The organism is Pantoea sp. Sc1, assembly GCF_000255315.1.
GTDB classification, from domain to species: domain Bacteria; phylum Pseudomonadota; class Gammaproteobacteria; order Enterobacterales; family Enterobacteriaceae; genus Pantoea; species Pantoea anthophila.
The window spans coordinates 1,988,463-2,008,396 of record NZ_AJFP01000001.1 but is presented as its reverse complement, the minus strand read 5'-3'; the positions used below and the strand labels follow the sequence as shown (position 1 = coordinate 2,008,396).

Annotated in this window: 16 protein-coding genes; 7 read left to right on the top strand and 9 right to left on the bottom strand. The window is 57.6% G+C overall.

Going from position 1 to position 19,934, the window contains the following annotated elements; genetic code table 11:
* Positions 1–111: 111 nt before the first annotated feature.
* Both S7A_RS09280 and S7A_RS09275 read right to left on the bottom strand, forming a co-directional pair.
* A complete protein-coding gene (locus S7A_RS09280; RefSeq protein WP_009089998.1) occupies positions 112–1,656 on the bottom strand; it encodes a methyl-accepting chemotaxis protein in 1,545 nt (514 codons plus the stop codon).
* A 160-nt stretch (positions 1,657–1,816) separates the two neighbouring features.
* Positions 1,817–3,403 carry a PTS transporter subunit EIIC gene (locus S7A_RS09275; protein ID WP_009089996.1) on the bottom strand — a complete coding sequence of 529 codons (1,587 nt, stop codon included), beginning with the start codon at positions 3,401–3,403 and terminating at the stop codon, positions 1,817–1,819.
* Between the two features lie 261 nt (positions 3,404–3,664).
* Here S7A_RS09275 and S7A_RS09270 point away from each other — a divergent pair, with 261 nt between their 5' ends.
* The 5 genes from S7A_RS09270 (at position 3,665) to pdeR (ending at position 12,710) form a co-directional block, all read left to right on the top strand.
* Complete coding sequence (locus tag S7A_RS09270; protein WP_009089994.1) at positions 3,665–5,968, top strand: FdhF/YdeP family oxidoreductase; 2,304 nt, start codon at positions 3,665–3,667, stop codon at positions 5,966–5,968.
* Positions 5,969–6,078: 110 nt separating this feature from the next.
* Positions 6,079–8,013 carry an exoribonuclease II gene (locus S7A_RS09265; protein WP_009089992.1) on the top strand — a complete coding sequence of 645 codons (1,935 nt, stop codon included), beginning with the start codon at positions 6,079–6,081 and terminating at the stop codon, positions 8,011–8,013.
* Positions 8,014–8,212: 199 nt separating this feature from the next.
* Positions 8,213–10,282 carry a carbon starvation CstA family protein gene (locus S7A_RS09260; protein ID WP_009089991.1) on the top strand — a complete coding sequence of 690 codons (2,070 nt, stop codon included), beginning with the start codon at positions 8,213–8,215 and terminating at the stop codon, positions 10,280–10,282.
* Entirely contained in the window at positions 10,275–10,565 is a 291-nt protein-coding gene (locus S7A_RS09255; protein WP_009089989.1) for a YbdD/YjiX family protein, read from the top strand. The genes S7A_RS09260 and S7A_RS09255 overlap by 8 nt, the downstream gene beginning before the upstream one ends.
* A 159-nt stretch (positions 10,566–10,724) precedes the next feature.
* Positions 10,725–12,710: a cyclic di-GMP phosphodiesterase gene (gene pdeR / locus S7A_RS09250; protein WP_009089987.1), complete on the top strand. Its 1,986-nt coding sequence runs from the start codon at positions 10,725–10,727 to the stop codon at positions 12,708–12,710.
* Between the two features lie 12 nt (positions 12,711–12,722).
* Here pdeR and S7A_RS09245 read toward each other — a convergent pair whose 3' ends face one another.
* A complete protein-coding gene (locus tag S7A_RS09245; protein WP_009089985.1) occupies positions 12,723–13,589 on the bottom strand; it encodes a crotonase/enoyl-CoA hydratase family protein in 867 nt (288 codons plus the stop codon).
* A gap of 355 nt (positions 13,590–13,944) precedes the next feature.
* Entirely contained in the window at positions 13,945–14,643 is a 699-nt protein-coding gene (gene araD, locus S7A_RS09240; RefSeq protein WP_009089984.1) for an L-ribulose-5-phosphate 4-epimerase, read from the bottom strand.
* A gap of 347 nt (positions 14,644–14,990) precedes the next feature.
* On the opposite strand from araD, the gene osmB reads away from it, so the two are divergent.
* Entirely contained in the window at positions 14,991–15,206 is a 216-nt protein-coding gene (gene osmB / locus S7A_RS09235; protein ID WP_003853848.1) for an osmotically-inducible lipoprotein OsmB, read from the top strand.
* Between the two features lie 77 nt (positions 15,207–15,283).
* Here the strand turns inward: osmB and yciH are convergent, their stop codons facing one another.
* The 5 genes from yciH to pgpB form a co-directional block, all read right to left on the bottom strand.
* On the bottom strand, positions 15,284–15,607 hold the full coding sequence (gene yciH / locus S7A_RS09230; protein ID WP_009089980.1) for a stress response translation initiation inhibitor YciH: 324 nt from the start codon (positions 15,605–15,607) through the stop codon (positions 15,284–15,286).
* Positions 15,607–16,326 (bottom strand): orotidine-5'-phosphate decarboxylase, encoded by a 720-nt coding sequence (pyrF, locus tag S7A_RS09225; protein WP_192810374.1) that lies wholly within the window; start codon positions 16,324–16,326, stop codon positions 15,607–15,609. Before pyrF ends, yciH begins: the two co-directional genes overlap by 1 nt.
* Positions 16,327–16,524: 198 nt before the next feature.
* The gene (gene lapB / locus S7A_RS09220; protein WP_009089977.1) at positions 16,525–17,694 is read right to left on the bottom strand and encodes a lipopolysaccharide assembly protein LapB; all 1,170 of its coding nucleotides are present in this window, start codon (positions 17,692–17,694) and stop codon (positions 16,525–16,527) included.
* Positions 17,695–17,700: 6 nt separating this feature from the next.
* Entirely contained in the window at positions 17,701–18,009 is a 309-nt protein-coding gene (locus S7A_RS09215; RefSeq protein WP_009089976.1) for a LapA family protein, read from the bottom strand.
* A 134-nt stretch (positions 18,010–18,143) separates the two neighbouring features.
* On the bottom strand, positions 18,144–18,902 hold the full coding sequence (pgpB, locus tag S7A_RS09210) for a phosphatidylglycerophosphatase B (RefSeq protein ID WP_009089974.1): 759 nt from the start codon (positions 18,900–18,902) through the stop codon (positions 18,144–18,146).
* A 226-nt stretch (positions 18,903–19,128) separates the two neighbouring features.
* On the opposite strand from pgpB, the gene ribA reads away from it, so the two are divergent.
* Entirely contained in the window at positions 19,129–19,722 is a 594-nt protein-coding gene (gene ribA / locus S7A_RS09205; RefSeq protein ID WP_009089973.1) for a GTP cyclohydrolase II, read from the top strand.
* The last annotated feature ends 212 nt before the right edge of the window (positions 19,723–19,934 follow it).

Genomic DNA, 19,934 nt, shown 5'->3' with positions numbered 1-19,934 from the left:
AGGCGCTGAATCAAACTCTCCCGGCGCACTGACCTCAGGGCAAGCTGCCCGGATAACATGCCTTACCGGCAGCAGGTTTCGCGCGGCACTGGCACCGCGCGGAACCGCCGGTTAATGGCTGGCGAGACGGAACGTGGATACCGACTGCGTCAGGTACTGCACCTGCTCTTCCAGCGAGGCGGAGGCTGCTGCAGACTCCTGCACCAGCGCCGAGTTCTGCTGCGTCACGCTGTCCATCTCGGTCACGGCCTGTTCAATCTGGCCGATGCCGCGACTCTGTTCATCTGACGCGGTAGAGATATGCTCCATCAGCAGGTTAACCTGGCTGACCGAGGAGATAATCGCGCTCATCGCCTCACCCGTGCGGCTGACCTGATCAGAACCGGCGTGAATGATGGCAACCGATTCGGCAATCAGGCTCTCAATCTCTTTGGCGGCCGTGGCGCTGCGCTGCGCCAGGTTCCGGACTTCGCCCGCCACCACCGCAAAACCGCGACCCTGCTCCCCGGCGCGGGCCGCTTCCACCGCTGCGTTCAGCGCCAGAATATTGGTCTGGAAAGCGATGCTGTCGATAACGGTGGTGATCTCTTCAATCTTCTTCGAGCTGGCGTTAATCAGCCCCATTGAAACCACCACTTCCTGCGACACTTTCTCACCGCTTTCGGCATTTTTCACCGCCTCACTGGTCAGGCGGCAGGCTTCAAAGACGTTTTCGGTGTTCTGTTTCACCGTTGCGCCCAGCTGCTCCATGCTGGCGGCGGTCTCGGTCAGCGCGGCAGCCTGCTGCTCGGTGCGTGAGGCGAGATCGATGTTGCCCGCAGCAATTTCCTGTGATGCGGTGGAGACGGATCGGGTCGAGTCACGAACCTGCAGAATGATAGAGGTCAGCGCGCTGCGCATCTGCTCCAGCGAGCCCATCAGCAGCTGAATTTCACTGCGGGAGTTCGCCCTGACCGGGACGCTGCTGTCCAGCACGCCCGCCGCAATCAGCCTGCAGTGTTCCTGCGCATCATTCAGCGGAGAGAGCACGTAGCGCTTCATGAAGATGTAGATCGCGATGATGATGGCAAAAAAGAGCACGCCAAACAGTCCCAGCAGGGTAATGCCGGTGGTGAAATGACTCTGCGCATCACTGTTGAGTTTTCTGGCGTAGGTTTCATGCTGCGCCAGCACCCGATCCAGAATAATTTCATACTGGCGATCCAGACGCACCACGGTGGCAATCTGGTTTTTGAATCGCAGCTGGTCGTGCGCTTCTGCTGCCTCAATTAACGGCTGCAGGCCCTGCTGGCGATAGGCCTGATAGGCCTGACGATAGGCTTCCGCTTCAGCCTCTTCGCCCGGCAGACGCGGCGCGTTCATATAGGCTTCAAACGCCGCATCCGCCTTACCGGCAACGGTGCGAACGCTGTCCAGCGTGGCCGGGTTATTCGCCTCACTGCCCTCGATCGACTTCATGTACTCCATCAGACGGACACGCAGCGTACGGCTGTGGTTGATAGGGTCGATCACCGACAGCACAACGCGGATCTCTTTGTTAACCGCATTCAGGGAGTGATTGCTTTGAACAAGCAGCCAGGTACTGATTGCCACGCTGGTAAGAAACAGCGCCAGCAGGAAAGAAAAAATAATCAGGGAGGACTTTTTTAACGACATCGCTACGTTCCGGAAATTGGGAGGATGAGTGGCTATATCGGCAAAAAAAAGCAGCCCATTAGGGCTGAACTTTTTTAGTTACAATAAGCGGAGCGGCAGCGTGCAGCCTTTCTCCCCCTTTCCGGCAGACCGCCCGCTGATGACCCGAAACAGGCTGTCGCTAAGCTACGCCGAGCGCCCGCTTTACCTCACTGGCGACTTTCTCGACCTGCGGCCCGTAAATTACCTGAACATCATGCTCGCTGACGCGATTGACGCCGTTGGCACCGGTGCTCATCAGCGTCTGATCCACCACCTGATTCATCTCTCTGACCCGGACCCGCAGTCGGGTAAAGCAGCAATCGACATCCTCGATATTGGCCTGCCCGCCCAGCCCGCTGATAATCACCTGAGTGCGCTCATCCGCCGCGACCTGCTGCGGTTTCTCCTCTTCCGATTCCCGGCCCGGCGTTTCAACATTCATCCGGGTGATCACCAGCCGGAAAGCGTAGTAGTAGAGCGGTGCGTAGACGGCCCCCAGCGCCAGTGTCCACCACCAGTGCGTTTTCGCCCCGCCCAGCATGCCGAACACCACCAGGTCGATGATGCCGCCCTGCACATTGCCAATCATCAGGTGCAGCATCGACATCAGCATGAAGGAGAGACCGGTCAGGAAGGCGTGCAGGAGATAGAGTACCGGCGAGACAAAAATAAAGCAGAACTCCAGCGGTTCCGTAATACCGGTCGTAAACGAGGTCAGCGCGCCCGCCATTACCAGCGCTTTGACCCGCTGTTTATGCTCTGGCCGTGCGGTGTGATAGATCGCCAGGGCAGCGGCGGGCAGGCCAAACATCATGACGGGAATTTTGCCCTGCGCCAGAAACTGCGTGGCGGTGCGTAGCGTCGCATCCGGGATCGACTCCGGGTGGGTCAGCGACGCGTTGAAGATGTTGAGCGCACCGACAATGGTCTGGCCATCGACCACCGCCATACCGCCGATCGGGGTGAAGCGAACGGTTTCATTGAGGATATGGTGCAGGCCGGTGGGGATCAGAATGCGTTCAAATGCCCCCAACAGGAACGCGCCATACTGGCCACTTTTGCCGATCATCGCGCCGATCCAGGCGATCCCCTGGCCGATGGTCGGCCAGACCAGCGCCAGCAGCACCCCCACCAGCGGCAGGCAGACGACGGTGACGATCGGGACAAAACGCCGCCCGCCAAAAAAGCTGATCGCAGTAGGCAGTTGCTGGGTGTAAAAGCGGTTGTGCAGCGCGACCGTTATCAGCCCGACAATCACCCCACCCAGCACGCTCATGTTGTAGGTAAAGACCCCCAGCATGCTGATATATTCCGCCGAGGTCATCATCGCCGTCGTCTGATCCATCCCCGCCTGCTGCAGAGCGGCCGGTGTGGTGGTGGCGGCCGTGATCCCTTTGGCCGCCAGGGTGGCGCTGATGCCGACATTCATCACGATATAGCCAATCACCGCAGCAAACGCGGCGGTGGGCTTCTCCGCTTTTGCCAGCCCGATAGCACTCGCCACGGCAAAGAAGAGCGGCAGGTTTGTAAACAGCGCACCGGCGATCTTGCGGATAAAGCCAATGATAACCTGCGGTACCGCCATCTGGACAAACGCCTCACCGGTCACCGCCGGGTTCTGCATCGCCGCCGCCAGCCCGAGAAAGATCCCTGCGGCGGCGATCACCGAGATTGGCATCATTAGCGCTTTGCCGAACGCGTGGATCTGGCTGGTCAGCTGTTTCATGGTGTCGCGCCCTCTCTGATGATAAACAGCAAGTATTAGCCCGTTACCGGGAGAACTCCCGTTATCAGCGCGTTAAAACTGGGTAAAATCTGACCAACATCACACTTCTGGCCGATGCACGATAAACGCCAGCTATCGCACCATTATGTCAATCAATTAGACAAGGTATGACGATAATTGCACACTCCCCTTCACCATCAGGCTATAACCTGATAACAATCATCAAACAATTATTCCTACTATAAAAAGCCTGCACTCAATATGAAATTTAAACGCCAAATCAAACCCTACCGCGCGGCTGCGGGCGGCTGGGGTTCACTGGAAGCCACCACGCGTTTCGTTCTTGACAGCAAAGCGGCCCTGAAAAATATGCGCAACCTGATGCGCATGAACAAAGCACGCGGTTTTGACTGTCCGGGCTGCGCCTGGGGTGATGACAATAAAAGTACCTTCAGCTTCTGCGAAAACGGCGCCAAAGCGGTGACCTGGGAAGCGACGCGCCGGGTGGTTGATACCGACTTTTTCGCCCGCCACAGCGTAACCACCCTCTACACCCAGAGTGACTACTTCCTGGAATATCAGGGTCGTCTGACGCATCCGCTGCGCTACAACGCCGAAACTGACCACTATGAGCCAATCAGCTGGGACGACGCCTTTGCGCTGATCGCGCAGCACATTAAGGCGATGGACAATCCGGATCAGATGGAGCTTTACACCTCCGGTCGCGCCAGCAATGAAGCCTCCTGGCTCTATCAGCTGTTTGGTCGCCTGGTGGGCACCAATAACTTTCCTGACTGCTCCAATATGTGTCACGAAGCCAGCGGCACCGGGCTGAAGCGCAGCATTGGCGTCGGTAAAGGCACCATCCGTCTGGACGATTTTGACCATGCGGATGCGATTTTTGTCTTTGGTCAGAACCCCGGCACCAACCATCCGCGCATGCTGCACAGCCTGCGTCACGCTGCCGACCACGGCGCAAAAATCGTGACCTTCAACACCCTGCGCGAACGCGGTCTGGAACGCTTTGCCGATCCACAGAAACCACTGGAAGTGGTGACCTCTAAAGCCGGCACCATCAGCTCCTCCTACTATCAGCCGAATCTGGGCGGAGATATGGCTGCCGTGCGCGGCATGGTGAAATCCCTGCTGGAAACCCACCGTGCCCGCCTGGCGGCAGGTGAAAGCGGCCTGTTCGATCAGACCTTTATCAATGCCAAAACCAACGGCATTGAGGCCTACCTTGACGCCGTAGACAACACCAGCTGGATGCAGATTGTGGCGCAGTCGGGCCTGACGCAGGCGCAAATCCGTGAAGCAGCGGCCATCTATCAGAGCGCTGACCGGGTGATCTGCACCTGGGCGATGGGGATCACCCAGCACAAGCATTCGGTAGACACGGTGCGTGAAATCACCAACCTGCAGCTGCTGTTTGGCCAGCTGGGCAAAAAAGGCGCAGGTCTCTGCCCGGTGCGCGGTCACAGTAACGTGCAGGGCAACCGGACGATGGGCATTGATGAGAAACCGACGCAGGCGTTCCTGGATGCGCTGGGCAACCATTTTGGTTTCGAGCCACCGCGTGCCGCGGGCCACAACACCGTTGAAGCGCTGAATGCCATGCTGCGTGATGAAGTCAAAGTGCTGATTGCGCTGGGTGGCAACCTGGCCGCGGCGGCGCCCGATTCACCGCGCACGGAAGAGGCGTTATCGCGCTGTGGTCTGACCGTACACATCAGTACCAAGCTGAACCGCAGCCATCTGGTGCCGGGTCACGAAGGGCTGATTCTGCCGACGCTGGGCCGCACGGAACGTGACCGCCAGGCGACCGGCAATCAGTTCATTACCGTCGAAGACTCGTTCAGCATGGTGCACGCCTCCGAAGGGATCGGCATTCCGCTGGCGGAGACGCAGCGCTCTGAAACGGCCATCGTCGCCGGGATCGCGCAGGCGGTGCTGGGTGATGACAAAGTGAAGTGGCGCGACCTGGCGGGTGACTACAACCTGATCCGCGACCATATCGCCGCGACCATTCCGGGCTTTGCCGACTTTAACGCGAAATGCGATATCCCTGGCGGGTTCTACCTGGGCAATGCCGCTGCGGAGTTACGCTTCAATACGCCAAGCCAGAAAGCGGAATTTAATGCGTCGATGCTGCCGGACTCACTGTTCCCGGCGCTGGAGCAGGCGGTACCGTTCACCCTGCAGACCCTGCGTTCACACGACCAGTACAACACCACCATCTACGGCCTTGATGACCGTTATCGTGGCGTGTTTGGTCAGCGCGAAGTGGTGTTTATCAATCCGGACGATATGGCGGATCTGGGCTTTACCGAAGGCCAGAATGTCGATATCGAAACGCTGTGGAATGATGGCATCACCCGTCGCGTCAGCGGTTTCAAACTGGTTCCTTATAATATTCCGCGCGGAAATCTGGCGGCCTATTATCCGGAAACCAACCCGCTGGTGCCGCTGAACAGCTTTGGTGATGGCAGCGGTACACCGACCTCCAAATCGGTGCCCGTGAAGCTGGAACTCTCCCTGGCACAGGCCGATCAGCGCATCGCCTGATCCCCTGTCAGCCCCTCTGAAAAGCCGGTTCGTCCGGCTTTTTGCCTTGCCGCGCGGCGTCGATTCGCGTAAAACTGTCAGCCGCATTCAGGCCACGAAACGTAAAAATTATGTTCCAGGATAACCCGCTGCTCGCGCAGCTGAAAGAGAAGCTCCATTCACAGACACCACGTGCAGAAGGCGTGGTAAAAGGCACCGAAAAAGGCTTCGGCTTTCTGGAAGTCGATGCGCAGAAAAGTTACTTCATTCCGCCTCCGCAGATGAAGAAAGTGATGCATGGCGATCGTATCGTCGCCGTGATCCACACCGACAAAGACCGCGAAAGTGCTGAACCGGAAACCCTGGTTGAGCCGTTCCTGAGCCGTTTTGTCGGCCGGGTACAGAAGAAAGACGATCGCCTGTCGATCGTGCCGGACCATCCCCTGCTGAAAGAGGCTATCCCGTGCCGCCCGGCGCGCGATGTCAGCCATGAGTTTGAGAATGGCGACTGGGCTGTCGCTGAAATGCGTCGTCATCCTCTGAAAGGCGACCGCGGTTTTTACGCCGAAATCACCGATTTTATCGTCAAAGCGGATGACCATCTGGCGCCGTGGTGGGTGACGCTGTCGCGTCACAACCTTGAGCGTGAAGCGCCGGATGTCAGCTTTGGCGAGATGATGGATGAGAATCTGACGCGCGAAGATCTGACCGCGCTCAATTTTGTCACCATCGACAGCGCCAGCACCCAGGATATGGATGATGCGCTTTATGTGGAAGCGCAGGCGGATGGCTCGCTCTCCCTGACCATCGCTATCGCCGACCCAACCGCTTATGTCGCGGAAGGCAGTCAGCTGGATAAGCTGGCAGCGAAGCGCGCCTTCACCAACTACCTGCCGGGCTTTAACATCCCGATGCTGCCGCGCGAACTCTCTGATGATGTCTGCTCGCTGCGTCCGAATGTCCGCCGTCCGGCGCTGGCCTGCCGCGTCACCGTGGCCGCCGATGGCAGCCTGGCGGATGATGTCACTTTCTTTGCGGCCTGGATCGAGTCCAAAGCCAAGCTGGCTTATGACGACGTTTCTGACTGGCTGGAAAACAGCGGCAGCTGGCAGCCGGACAGTGACGCGATTGCAGAACAGATTCGTCTGCTGCATCGCCTCTGCCAGGCGCGCAGCGAGTGGCGTCAGACCCACGCGCTGGTGTTCAAAGATCGCCCTGACTACCGCTTCCTGCTGGGAGAAAAAGGTGAAGTGCTGGAGATCGTCGCGGAACCGCGTCGCATCGCTAACCGCATCGTTGAAGAGGCGATGATCCTGGCAAACATCTGTGCGGCGAAGGTGCTGCGTGACCGTCTCGGCTTTGGTATTTACAACGTCCATGCCGGTTTCGATGCCACCAATGCTGAACAGGCCGCCGCAGTGCTGGCGAATCATGGCATCACCGTGGATGCTCAGGCGATTACTACCCTGGAAGGCTTCCGCGTGCTGCGTCGTGAACTCGATGCCCAGCCGACGCCGTTCCTCGACAGCCGCATCCGTCGCTTCCAGACCTTTGCCGAGATCAGCACCGAGCCGGGCCCGCACTTCGGGCTGGGACTGGAGGCTTACGCCACCTGGACCTCACCCATCCGTAAGTTTGGCGACATGATCAACCATCGCCTGCTGAAAGCGATCATCCGTGGCGAGACGATCGCCCGTCCGGACGATGCCGTGACGATCACGATGAGCGAGCGCCGTCGTCTGAACCGCATGGCCGAGCGTGATGTGGGTGACTGGCTCTACGCCCGTTATCTTGCGCCGTTCGCCGGCACCGATCGTCGCTTCAGCGCCGAGATCATCGACGTGTCACGCGGCGGTATGCGCGTTCGTCTGCTGGAGTATGGCGCGGTGGCCTTTATCCCTGCTCCGTTCATTCACGCGGTGCGTGATGAGATGGTCTGCAGCCAGGAGAATGGCAGCGTTCAGATTAAAGGCGACGTGGTTTATCGTGTGACTGACGTGATTGATGTCACCATCGCCGAAGTCCGCATGGAAACCCGCAGCGTCGTGGCGCGTCCCGCCGTCTGAGTTCCAGCTGACTTACGCCATCTGGCGGGATAACTCCGGTTATCCCGCCCGTTCCCGCCCCCGTTCAGGTTGTAAACAGGTTATATTTGTACCCCGCTTCACACTTCTCCACTGATTAACTTTCACTTACATTCCATTACATTAAGTTTAACTCGTTGTTTTCGATCGCCTTCCTCTCGATCCCTACAAGGAGTTAGTCATGAAAAACGTCAAAACCAGCGCGATCTGGTTAGTGGTGGCGTTAATCGGCGCAGGCGCTTTTGCCATGCTGGCCCTCAGCCGCGGCGAACACGTCAACGCAGTCTGGCTGGTGATAGCCGCTGTCGCCTGTTACAGCATCGCGTATCGTTTCTACAGCCTGTTTATTGCCCGTAATATCTTCGAGCTGGACGACCGCCGGATGACCCCGGCCGAGCGGCTGAGCGACGGGCTGGATTATGTCCCGACCAATAAATGGGTGCTGTTCGGTCATCACTTTGCGGCGATTGCCGGTGCCGGTCCCCTGGTCGGGCCGATTCTGGCGGCGCAGATGGGCTTTCTGCCCGGTACTATCTGGATCCTTGTGGGGGTAATGCTGGCGGGCGCGGTTCAGGATTTCCTGATCCTGTTTATCTCAACCCGCCGGGATGGTCGTTCGCTGGGTGAGATGGCCCGTCAGGAGCTCGGCGCGTTTGCCGGTGTGGTGACCATGCTCGGCGCCCTGGGCGTGATGATCATTATCCTGTCGGCGCTGGCGCTGGTGGTGGTAAAGGCGCTGGCTAACAGTCCGTGGGGGCTGTTTACGATAGCCGCCACCATTCCTATCGCGCTGTTTATGGGTCTCTACATGCGCTTTATCCGTCCGGGTAAAATCGCGGAGGTATCGCTGATTGGCTTTGTGCTGATGATGGCGGCGATTATCTATGGCGGCGATGTGGCGCAACACCCTTACTGGGGCCCCTTCTTCACCCTGAAAGGCACCACGCTGACCTGGGTGCTGGTCATCTACGGCTTTATCGCCTCAGTGCTGCCGGTCTGGCTGCTGCTGGCACCGCGTGACTATCTCTCGACCTTTCTCAAAATCGGCGTGATTGTCGGCCTGGCGGTGGGCATTGTCTTTGCCATGCCGGAGATGAAAATGCCGGCGGTAACCCGCTTTATCGACGGCACTGGCCCGGTCTTCTCCGGGGCGATGTTCCCCTTCCTGTTTATCACCATCGCCTGCGGCGCGATCTCAGGCTTTCATGCGCTGGTGTCCAGCGGCACTACGCCTAAACTGGTGGAGCGCGAAAGCCATATCCGCTTTATTGGCTACGGCGCGATGCTGATGGAATCTTTTGTGGCCATTATGGCGCTGATCTGCGCCTCGGTGCTGGACCCCGGCGTCTACTTTGCCATGAACTCGCCAGCGGCGCTGATTGGTTCCACCGTGGAGAGCGCCTCACAGGTGATTAACGGCTGGGGCTTTGTGGTGACGCCTGAAATGCTGAGCGGCATCGCCCGTGACGTGGGCGAAGGCTCGATTCTGTCACGTGCCGGCGGTGCGCCAACCTTCGCCGTGGGGATGGCCCATATCATCACCGAGATCTTTAACAGCCGGGCGATGATGGCGTTCTGGTACCACTTCGCCATCCTGTTTGAAGCGCTGTTTATCCTGACTGCGGTCGATGCCGGCACCCGCGCCTGCCGTTTTATGGTGCAGGATCTCGTGGGCACCGTGGTGCCTTCAATGGCGAACAACCGTTCCTGGCTGGGCAATATGGCGGGCACCACCGTTGCCGTTGCGGGCTGGGGCTTCTTTGTCTATCAGGGCGTGGTGGATCCGCTGGGCGGCATTAATACGCTCTGGCCACTGTTCGGTATCGGTAATCAGATGCTGGCGTCGATGGCGTTGATCCTCGGCACCGTCGTGCTGTTCAAAATGAAAAAGCAGCGCTACGCCTGGGTCACCATCCTGCCCACCGTCTGGCTGTTTATCACCTCCATGACCGCAGGCTGGCAGAAAATCTTTCATGAGAAACCCGCTATCGGCTTCCTGGCGCAGGCCAGCAAGTTCCGCAAAGGCGTGGAGGACGGCGTGATCATCGCCCCGGCAAAAAGCGTGGGGGACATGCAGACCATCGTGTTCAGCAATCAGATCAACGCGGCGCTGTGTGCCTTTTTTATGCTGGTAGCCGTGACGATGCTGATCGCCGCGTTCTTTGTTATCCGCAAGGCGCTGCGCAGTGACACCCCAACCACCCATGAGTCATCGGTGGCGCTGCGTAATAAGGAGGTGCGCCATGTCTGATGCGATTCATCAGTTCCAGCGGCCGCAGGGGAAATGGCAGATTATCGGCTGTCATCCCCTTACCGCCTCTGCTCCTGTCGCGTTCAGCTGGCGCGGCTTCTGGCGCGGCCTGCAGCAGTGCTTTCGCTTAATGGTCGGGGTACAGGATTATGAAAAATATCTGCAGCATATGCGGCAGCATCATCCTGGCCAGCCGACGATGAACGAGCGCGATTTCCACCGTTACTGTCTGGATGCGCGCTTCCCGAGTCAGGCGGGAAAACTGGGGAAATGTCCCTGCTGATCATGGCTTAATGCCCCGCACCGTCGGGGCTTTTTTGTGCCATTCTTATCTGGATGGAAAAATATATTTGGTTTGCATCTTGTGCTGGCGTCAGATGATGAATACTGTTGCTAAAATAATGAGATAACGCCTGCAGAGCACTTCCCGGAGGAAGTTTCCATGACCGATGAACAAGGGCAAACCTTGTTGTACACCCTGTTTGGTACAACCAGCCCTCATTGGCGTCTGACCGCGGACAGCGATGCGCTACATTTTGCTGAAGATGAGTCGTCACAGACCAATATTGCCCTGCCGCTGACCCCCGGCCAGGCCGCGATGATTCGCGCGATGCCCGTCATCACGTCAAGCATTAACCTGACCATGACCTTACAAGGCATTGATGTGCCTATGCATTTTGTCGGGCGTAAAGTGAACCAGGCATCCTGGGCTGGCACCGCCTCCGCCTGGGGCGACACCTCGGCGGTTGCACGCGATTTAACGCTGGGACTCTCTTTCGCCGAACAGGTGGTTTCTGAAGCCAACTCGGTGATTGTCATCCTCGACCAGCGCGGCAATATTCAGCGCTTTAATCGTCTCAGTGAAGAATATACCGGCCTGAATGAGCATGAGGTGATTGGCCGCAACGTCTTCCAGCTCTTTATGACCAAACAGGAAGCGTCCCAGTCGCGCCGCAACATCGCGGGCTTCTTTCGCGACGGCAACTCCTATGAGGTCGAACGCTGGGTCAAAACCCGCAAAGGCCAGCGACTCTTTCTGTTTCGTAATAAGTTTGTTCATAGCGGCAGTGGCAAAAATGAAATTTTCCTCATCTGTTCCGGGACCGACATCACCGAGGAGCGTCGGGCTCAGGAACGGCTCCGGGTACTGGCTAACACCGATACGGTGACCGGTTTGCCTAATCGCAACGCCATCCATCAACAGATTAGCCTGGCGCTGGAGCGTTCCGGGGGAGATGAGACCGGTGTGGTTTACCTGGATCTCGATAATTTCAAGAAAGTGAATGACGCCTACGGCCATATGTTTGGCGACCAGCTCCTGCAGGCGGTGTCGCTGGCGATCCTGAGCTGTCTGGGCAAAGATCAGACGCTGGGCCGGCTGGGCGGTGACGAGTTTGTGGTGCTGGCCGAGCACACCAGCCAGGCCGCGCTGGAGGCGATGGCCTCACGCATTCTGGAGCGGCTGCGTCAGCCGTTCCGTATCGGCCTGATCGAAGTCTACAGCGGTTGCTCAATCGGCATCGCGTTCGCACCGCTGCATGGCGAAGATCGTGAAAGCCTGATTCGTAATGCGGATACCGCGATGTATCACGCCAAAGAGAACGGTCGCGGCAAATTCTGCGTTTTTGCCGCCGAGATGAACCAGCGGGTTTTTGAATACCTCTGGCTGGATACCAATCTTCGCAAGGCGCTGGAACTCGACCACTTGCTGGTCTACTACCAGCCCAAAATCGACAGCGATGGCGAAGTCCGCAGTGCGGAAGCCCTGGTTCGCTGGAACTCACCGGAACGGGGCCTGGTCTCGCCGGCCGATTTCATTCCCTATGCCGAAGAGTCGGGACTGATTGTGCCGCTGGGCCGCTGGGTGATGCTCAACGTGCTGAAGCAGATCATTGCCTGGCGCCAGGAGGGCATTTTTCTGCGCGTCGCCGTGAACGTCTCAGCCCGCCAGCTGATCGATCAAAGCATCTACACCGACCTGAAACAGGCGCTGCATGAGGCGGGGCTTACCGACTGCCCCATCGACATTGAGCTGACTGAAAGCTGCCTGATTGAGAATGAGACCGAGGCGCTGAAGCTGATGAAGCAGTTTCAGGATCTGGGCGCAAAGATTCATCTTGATGACTTCGGCACCGGTTACTCCTCGCTGTCACAGCTGGCCCGTGTGCCGATTAATGCCATCAAGCTTGATCAGAGCTTTATCCGCAATATTAGTACGCAGCCGGTTTCCCAGTCGCTGGTGCGCGCCATCGTCGCCGTTGCCAAAGCGCTCGATTTGCAGGTCATCGCGGAAGGCATTGAAACCCCGGATGAAGAGTCGTTTGTTCTCAAAAGTGGTGTGGATGGGCGTCAGGGTTACTACTACGCAAAACCAATGCCCGCGGAGCAATTTGGGCATTGGCTGGCTAAGCATCCTGCCCGCGTTTAACGCTGAGTCCGGTTATCCCGCTTTACGCAGTGATGCGCTGTGGCGGTTTTGTAACTGAACCAGGCGTTCCATGTAAGCAATGTCTTTAGGTTCGAGCGTAAAGGCGTAATCGACCCAATCCTCGGTGATATCCATCAGCTCGGCGCGTGACAACTGCAGCACGCGCTGACGCGCTTTCAGCATCGCCCGGACGCCATTCAGCTTCGGCCGTAAAGTATCGATAAAGGTGCGGGTGGCACGGTAGCTATCGCCCGGCTGGAAGACTTTGTCCACCAGACCGCGCGTTTCATACCACTCTGCACTGTGGGACTCACCTTCACAGATTAACTCCTCGGCCAGCTTCATGCCGGAACGACGGGCCACCAGCGAGTAACCGCCCATGCCAGGGAACAGGTTAAAGGCGATTTCCGGGAACCCCATCCGCGCATTGTTTTGCGCCAGAATGAAGTGATGCGCCAGCGCCGCTTCGAATCCACCGCCTAAGGCACTTCCCTCGATCATCGCCAGCGTTACCGCTCCCGTATCAAATCCGCGCGCCGCCGAGTGGATGCAGTCCACGCAGGCACGGGCATAGGCCCGCAGCGCCTCACGGCGGTTATTGCGGATGCACTCGACGAAAAAGCGCAGATCGCCACCGGCGTTGAACATCTGCGGCACCAGCGACCCGGTGACCCAGAAATCGATGGGCAGACCAGAACGCTGTGCGGCGTAGCTCAGATTCATGATCTCCTCAATCAGTTCATGGTTGAAACTCGGGCGCGGCTGCGCACGCAGCATCATCCACATCGTCCGACGCCCTTCTTCGTAATAGGCGACTAACTGCGTGGTGTTGCCGGCTTCGGTAAATAATCTGCAAGTGGGTTGGTTAATTACTGTCATTGTCTCATCCTCTGTTTATATTTGATGCGTTTAATACGCGACATCAGCGTAATGCAGAGTGAGGCCAGACCAAATGAGAGATTGATTTACAACACAAAATCCAGAGTGATCCCTGACAGGCTCGTCAGAAATAGATTAGGCACGTTACACATTGTCAGCATGCGGTCAGGCAGCACCAGGCCGATGCTTAACGCGCACTGAATAGATAATGCGGACCGGCGTGCAGTCATCCGGCAGTCGTCTTAAAAAGGGGTGGCCGCAGGTTTCGGCTGTTGAAAAGTCAGAAAAAAAAGAACAGAGAACGTGCCACCCTGCGTAAAGCGGGTAAAAAAAGGACGCCGAAGCGTCCTGATGATTATTTCTGCCCGTACCAGGCATTTTCGCCATGCTTTCGCAGGTAGTGAAGGTCAAGCAGCGGTTGCTGGATGGGCGGCAGGTTTGCCGTCAGCTGCTGGCTGAATAAGCCCATGTAGGCCACCTCCTCCAGCACGACGGCGCTGTGGACAGCCGCGTGGGCATCCTTCCCCCAGGCAAACGGGCCATGCGAGTTGACCAGCACCGCCGGAATCGCGGAGGGAGACAGGCCACGCTGCGCAAAGGTCTCGATAATCACCTCTCCGGTGTTCCACTCATAATCGTGCTGAATCTCTTCGCTGCGCATGGAGCGGGTACAGGGGATCTCTCCGTAGAAATCATCGGCATGGGTGGTTCCCCAGGCGGGAATCGGTCGTCCTGCCTGCGCCCAGATCGTCGCATGCCGTGAATGGGTATGGACGATGCCCCCCACCTCCGGCCAGGCGAGATAGAGCGCCCGGTGCGTCGCGGTGTCCGATGAGGGACGCTTGTCGCCCTCCACCACCTCACCCGTCGTGAGATCGACCACGACCATGTCGTCGCGCTTCATGACCTCGTAGCGCACGCCGGAGGGTTTAATCACCAGCAGGCCCTGTTCGCGGTCGATCGCGCTGACATTGCCCCAGGTGAAGGTCACCAGGTTATATTTGGGTAGATCCAGATTCGCTTCCAGAACCTGTTGTTTAAGGTGTTCCAGCATGCCTCTTCTCCTGCTGACAATCGTCCCTGAATTTTGCGGAGTTGGCCGCCAAAGGGTTATGGAGCGATTAGCTATAAACGCAGAAGGAATGGCTGTGAATGCAAAAATGTGCCGTGATTTAAGAATTTTCTATCTTCGGAATTTCCGCAGAACGATTAAAATTCTCTCCGGCAATGCATGGACCTGTTGGGACAGCATGGCTACTCATCCGCTACAAACGGTTTGTCCATGGTGATCACATTTCGATGCCGTCACGGACGCGGCAATGATGCGGCACAAGCGGGCTGAGTCAATATCGGAGCTATACTAAGAGTGTTGCCTCTGTGAGCACATCAAAGGAGAAGTGTATGACAACAACAATGAAACGAATCACTGCCGTTGTACTGGCGACCACCTTAGCCGTCGCACTGAGCGGCTGCTCTAACTGGTCCAAACGTGACCGTAACACCGCGATTGGCGCGGGTGCGGGCGCAATTGGGGGTTCAGTTCTGACCAATGGTAGCGCACTCGGAACAGTCGGCGGTGCCGCTGTGGGTGGTATTATCGGTCATCAGGTCCACTAAGGACCTTATTAAAACTATAATCGGCTACGCTAAGCATCTGCGTTACAATCGGGCTACGTCTGTAGCCCGATTTTTTATCAGCCGCCCGCCAGTTTCACCTTCATGCCTTTGGCTTCCAGCAGACTTTTCAGCAGATCGCGTTTATCGCCCTGAATCTCGATCACGCCCTCTTTAACGGATCCACCACAGCCGCACTTCTTTTTCAGCTCCGCCGCCAGCAGTGCCAGTGCCGCATCATCCAGGTCAATCCCGCTAATCAGGCAGACCCCTTTGCCTTTACGGCCGCTGGTCTGACGCTGGATGCGCACAATGCCATCCCCTTTGGGGCGTTCCGCTTTCGGCTGCGGCTGGGTAATTCGGCCGCTGTCGGTTGAGTAAACCAGTGGATTATCATTAGCCATTAGCGTATCTCCAGAGAGTGCAGAATTGCCTGCAGTGCGGCAGCCGGATCGGTCGCCTGGGTAATCGGACGACCAATAACCATATAGTCCACGCCTGCCTGCTTCGCCTGCTGAGGCGTCATGATGCGACGCTGATCGCCTGCCTCACTGCCTGCCGGACGAATCCCCGGCGTGACCAGCGCAAAGTCGTTGCCCATCACTTTTTTAAAGCGAACGGCTTCCTGCGCGGAGCAGACGACGCCATCCAGCCCGCAGGCGTGAGTCAGTTTCGCCAGTCGCTCCGCCTGCTCAGCCGGCGAGAGTGTGATGCCCAGCCCTTTCAGATCGTCGGCATCCATGCTGGTCAGTACGGTGACCGCAATCAGCAAGGGGGCATCGTTACCATAAGGAACCAGCGCTTCACGCGCCGCATTCATCATCCGCGCCCCGCCGCTGGCGTGGACGTTGACCATCCAGACACCGAGATCGGCCGCGGCCGCCACAGCATGCGCGGTAGTGTTAGGAATATCGTGAAATTTCAGGTCGAGGAAGATCTCAAAGCCGCGCTGCTGCAGGGTTCTGACCAGCGACGGGCCAAACAGCGTAAACATCTCTTTGCCCACCTTCAGGCGGCAACTGCGGGGGTCGATCTGGTCGACAAAACGCAATGCGCTGTCGAGGTCATGGTAATCCAGCGCTACCAGAATCGGCGAGGCGGTCACGTTGTGGGGTGAAGGCATGGCATTTCCTCTGCAGTAGGCACCCGCAGGCGCAATAGACAAACGGCAAGCATTCTACCTGCGGGCCCGGAGCATCACAATCGCCGTGCCCCTCTGCCTGGCAATAAATGCACTGCTGCTTGCTCTCGGCGTCAGTTCACCCCCTTTAGTATGTTGTAACTATAATGCGATGATTTACACCGGACTGCGTCGGCCGGATTACTGGCCGTCGAGTCCCCGGATAGGCTTAACGGAAGACCAGGTGCGGCAGGATGGGCAGTGCCAGTAGAGCGCGTGAGCGGTAAAACCACACTTCTGGCAGCGATAGCGCGGCTTGGTGCGAATCTGTTCACCCACCATGTCACGCAGCACCATCAGGCTCTCTTTGGCCCGGCCATCTTCGGCTTCAAGCAGGTTGAGATCCATCAGACGATGGAACACCCGCATGGTGGGATGACGCTGCAACTGACGACTGATGTAGTTCTGGGCCGCCTCTGAACCCTGCTGCTGCTCAAGGATATCGGAGAGATAGAGCTCCGCTGCCGCACCGGTGTTCTCATCGACGCAGCGCTGCAGAAACGCCGCCCAGGCCTCGGGCTGGTTGAGTCGCTGGTAGCAGGTTTCCAGCATCGCCAGTGTTTCACTGACCAGCTCTTTATCCTGATCCAGCACCCGCTGCAGATGCCCCACCGCACGGGCGAAATCCTCTTTTTCCATCAGGATACGGCCCATCATGATGGAGATGCGGGCACTGTTGCGATCGGCCGCCTCCCCTTTCTTCAGCAGGCTTATGGCACGATCCAGGTCGTCGCTGCTCATCGCCTGCAACGCCAGTTCACAGTAGAAATGAGCGATTTCGCCTTTCTGTTTCTCTTTGCCGAGCTTAACCAGCCGCTCTGCCACTTCAATCGCCTGCTGCCAGTCGCTGGTGGCCTGATGGATTAACAGCAGCTGCTGCAACGCCCCCACCCGAAAGTCGGTTTCATCGGTGAGCTGTTTAAACATATCTTCGGCGCGGTCATACAGGCCCGCCGCCATGTAGTCCCGGCCCAGTTGTTGCACGGCAAGCAGGCGCTGCTCGTAGCTCAGGGAGGCACTTTCCATTAAAGCCTGATGGATTCGGATGGCGCGGTCTACTTCGCCACGCGACCGGAACAGATTGCCCAGTGTGAGGTGTGCTTCTACGGTGCCGCTGTCCTCTTTCAGCATATCCAGAAAGAGGTCGACCGCTTTGTCCTGCTGGTTAGAAAGCAGGAAGTTTACGCCAGCAACATATTCACGCGAGAGTTTGTTAGCTTCCTGCTGCTTATCCTGATGCGCGCTGCGGCGGCCCATATACCAGCCATACGCAGCCGCAACCGGCAGTAACAGAAACAGCAATTCATGCATCGGGGATTATTCCCGGCCGGCCGGAGAGGATGGCGAGGTCGCCAGCGCGGTGCTCTGTTCAATCTGCGTCTGCATACGCTTGATTTTACGGTTGGCATTCGCCAGTGCGACGCGGGTACGTAACCAGAACAGGCCGCAGATGACCCAGCCGAGGACAAACCCTGCGCCAAACAGTGATGCCAGTAAGGTCGAGATGCTGAACTCACCCTGCGCCAGCAGATAGTTAAAAGTAATGACCTGGTCGTTATGCGCGCCTAAGGTGACGGAAACAATGAAAATGACCAGTACCACTAAAAAAATCAGCAAATATTTCACAGTGCGTCCTGTTGTGAGGTTGTCAGGTAGAATTATGCCAAAACTACAGCAAAAATGCTGCTCCCAGCAGCATTGGCCGAGTCGCTTTTGCGCAAGACCGATCAATAATATGGGGTCTTCGCGGGGAATTACAATCAGGGCTCCCGCTGTGCCACCTCTTTTTGCTCTTCAGGTGGCAGCGTGAGCGGGCCGCAGACGCGCTGGGCCAGCCAGGTCGCCAGGGTCACCAGTATCCAGGAGATCACGGTGGCCATCGCCAGATCGCGAGGCCAGTGCATGCCCAGCAGCATCCGGCTCGCCATGACGCCCGTGGCCCAGAGAAAGATCACCACCACAGTTTTATAGTGACGGCGCGGCCAGAGCAGCCCTAAGGCCAGCAGCGCCCAGCTGGCCGCAAACATCGTATGGCCTGACGGAAAGGCAAAACCGGTTTCAAAAGCCCAGTGCCGTTTCAGCCAGCCGGGTATCTGCGTCTCATCGGCGATCAGCGACGTTACCATCTCACCACGCTGTTTGCGCTTCAGTTCATAAAAGGTTTTTTCATCCAGTCCGTGATGCTGTTCCAGCCAGATGACATAGGGACGCGGCTCCTGGATCTGCTCTTTGATGAAAGATTTGGTGTATTGCCCCGCCAGGATAGTGGCATTCATGATCAGCAGCAGCAGGATCGCCGGCTTCAGGCGAAAGCGCAGGCACCAGAGCATCCAGGCGCTCAGCAGCACGCTGGTGACAATGCCCCACGGGCTGGTGACCGTTTCGGTCATGAAGAACAGCGTTTTCAGCAGGGCGTTGCTTTCGCCGGGTTGCCAGCGCCAGCCGCTAAGCCAGACGGTAACGGGCATGATCAGCAGCAGCAGCATTCCCAGGGTGGTACGGCGCGAAATCTTAAACATCTCTTCCCTTATCCCGGTGTCAGGTCACAAAGCATGCATAACTTTAGCTTAAAAAAGAATAACATACCTGTTGCAGATTGGATAATTGTGCTTTATCAATGCAATTGGTATGAGAGATTACCAGCCCGACTCAGGGTTGTGGCACAATATTGCACGTTTGTCAGGCCACACTGGCCTGTGCACTATCATGATGATAGTGCATCCTCTGAAGGTTCTGGAGAGTCACATGCAGCTTAAACGGGTGGCAGAAGCCAAACTGCCCACGCCATGGGGAGATTTCCTGATGGTTGGTTTTGAAGAACTGGCAACCGGACATGACCATGTTGCCCTGGTCTTTGGCGATATTAACGATAATGAGCCGGTACTGGCGCGCGTTCACTCCGAATGCCTGACCGGCGACGCACTCTTCAGCCTGCGTTGCGACTGTGGTTTTCAGCTGGAAGCCGCCCTTAACGCCATCGCAGAAGAGGGTCGCGGCGTCCTGCTCTATCATCGTCAGGAAGGCCGTAATATCGGTCTGCTGAATAAGATCCGCGCCTATGCGCTGCAGGATAAAGGTTACGATACTGTCGAGGCGAACCATCAGCTTGGCTTTGCCGCTGATGAGCGCGACTTTACCCTGTGTGCCGACATGTTCAAACTGCTGGGCGTGAATGAAGTGCGCCTGCTGACCAACAACCCACGCAAAGTGGAGATCCTCAGCGAAGCCGGGATCAATATCGTGGAGCGTGTGCCGCTGGTTGTCGGCCGTAACCCGAAGAATGCGCACTATCTCGACACTAAAGCCGAGAAGATGGGACATCTGCTGCCGAAGCCGTAAGGACTGAGTGCGCTGACGAAGCCACATCCGGGCGAGCCTGACCGCCATGGCTAACGTAAAGCGCAGGGAAGACGGTCAGAAGAGGAAAGCGTCCCGCGCCAGGGACGGCGCGGGCCGAGCGGCCATGGATGGCTTAAGCGACTTTCCGATCTGACCGTCTTCCCTGTGCAGCTCCGGTCTTACAGCAGACTGGAAATTGCTCTTCAGCAAAT